The 1,678-nt window shown below is 60.0% G+C and carries 2 protein-coding genes; both read left to right on the top strand.

Annotated features, from left to right (window positions below):
* Positions 1-365 precede the first annotated feature (365 nt).
* Entirely contained in the window at positions 366-1,370 is a 1,005-nt protein-coding gene (locus tag WCA53_RS29065) for a CorA family divalent cation transporter (RefSeq protein WP_423919257.1), read from the top strand.
* A gap of 92 nt (positions 1,371-1,462) precedes the next feature.
* On the top strand, positions 1,463-1,678 hold a 216-nt coding region (locus WCA53_RS29060; RefSeq protein ID WP_423919252.1), incomplete at its 3' end, for a hypothetical protein.

Below are 1,678 nucleotides of genomic sequence, written 5' to 3'. Positions count from 1 at the left end.
CAGCAATAGGGATTACAGGAGCTTGCAAAAAAGTAATAATGTACTTTTCCGATATATGCATGCAAGCGATTGAAAAGTAACTATTTTTCTAGAATATGCCAGCGTCACCTGAACTTTGCAGTCGTTGCCGAAAATCTCAGCAGATTTTGGAAATCTCGGGGCGCGCGATCAAACCTAGGCCGTGGTTCGATCGAGTTGCAGAAAAAGAGGCTTAACACCTTGAAAGCGCTCAAACGCGCGCAGAAATGCACACCTCCCAAACCCAGATCCTCCTCGGTTCACCTATTGCTCAGCTTGCGGCAGGCAAAGTGATGAGAGTTCATGTAATTCCTCCTGAGCGCTTTGGCTGAAGCAGAGGGCGAACCGTGCTGATTGTCCACTATGCCGTTAAGACCGACCTCGGCGCGGCGACGGCGCCGAGCGTCGGACTCCAGCGGAAGATTCTAGACCCGGCCGAGCCAATCCCGGTTGGCGCGGTCTGGATCGACATGGTCGAGCCCACGGTGGACGAGGATCGGAAGGTGGAGGCCTACCTTGGCTCCAAGGTGCCGTCACGCTCCGACCCCGATTTCGCCCAGCCCGCCGAATCCTACTATGCCGAAAATGGCGTGCGCTACCTGCACGCCTGTGTCGTCAGCGAAGCCGAAGGTACGCCCGACGTCGCCGACGTCACCTTCATCCTCGGCCCGAAAGCGCTCGTCACTGTACGCTATGATCCTGGCGAAGCCTTTGAGCTCTTCGGTCAGAGGTTGGGCAAAATCCCGACCCAAGCGCTGCACCCCGACGCGGTGGCGGTCGGGCTTATCAACGCCATTGTCGATCGCTCTGCCCGGGCGCTGAACAAGGTCGGAAACGAGCTCGATTCCATCGCGAGCCAGGTCTTTCGGGCCAAGGGAGACCAAAGCGCGCGCAGCAAGATCTATTCGGCGACCCTCGGCGCGCTCGGCCGGGAAGACGAGAAGATCTCGAACCTGCGCGAAAGCCTGGTCGAGCTCGAGCGGCTCGTGCTGTTCCTGATGTCGGAAGGCCGCTCGGCGGACGCGCCAAAACCAGTGCGCGAGGCGACGAAGTCGGCTTTGCGCGACCTCCAGGCGCTTGAGCAGGACGCGAACTTCAAGGCGCAGAAGGTCCAGTTCCTGCTCGACGCCACCCTCGGCTTCATCAACCTCGCGCAGAACGACATTATCAAGCTGTTCTCAGTGCTGGCGGTCATCTTTATGCCGCCGACGATGATCGCCTCGATTTATGGCATGAATTTCAAGGTAATTCCCGAGCTTGACTGGTGGTGGGGTTATCCCGCGGCCCTCCTTCTGATGGTCGCCGTCGCGGTCGGGCCCTACGTGTTCTTCCGGTGGAAGAAGTGGCTGTAAAGGCGAGTCGCCAACCGGCCGACGGGCCGCCGGGGTTTTCCTGACACGCTGCCTTCATCCGCGCGGGATAAGGCTCGGCTGTTGGAGGGAAAATGACCGCTCAACCGGCGCGAATCGATCTGGCGGACCTCGGGCCGGGCGTCGCGTGGGCGTTCGAATTCGACGAGAACGGGCGGGGGCATCTGCTCGAAGGCGATTCCTCCTTTGATCTCACCCGAGGCCGCCGGTTCGTATGGGTGCATCTGATCCTCGGGAACGTCCGCACGCGCGATTGGATTGGCGCGCAGGATGTGCTTCCCCCCGAGGCC

It is taken from the genome of Caballeronia sp. (genome assembly GCF_049581465.1).
Lineage (GTDB): Bacteria > Pseudomonadota > Gammaproteobacteria > Burkholderiales > Burkholderiaceae > Caballeronia.
The sequence above is the reverse complement of the archived record's forward strand: the minus strand, read 5'-3'. Positions and strand labels throughout refer to the sequence as shown.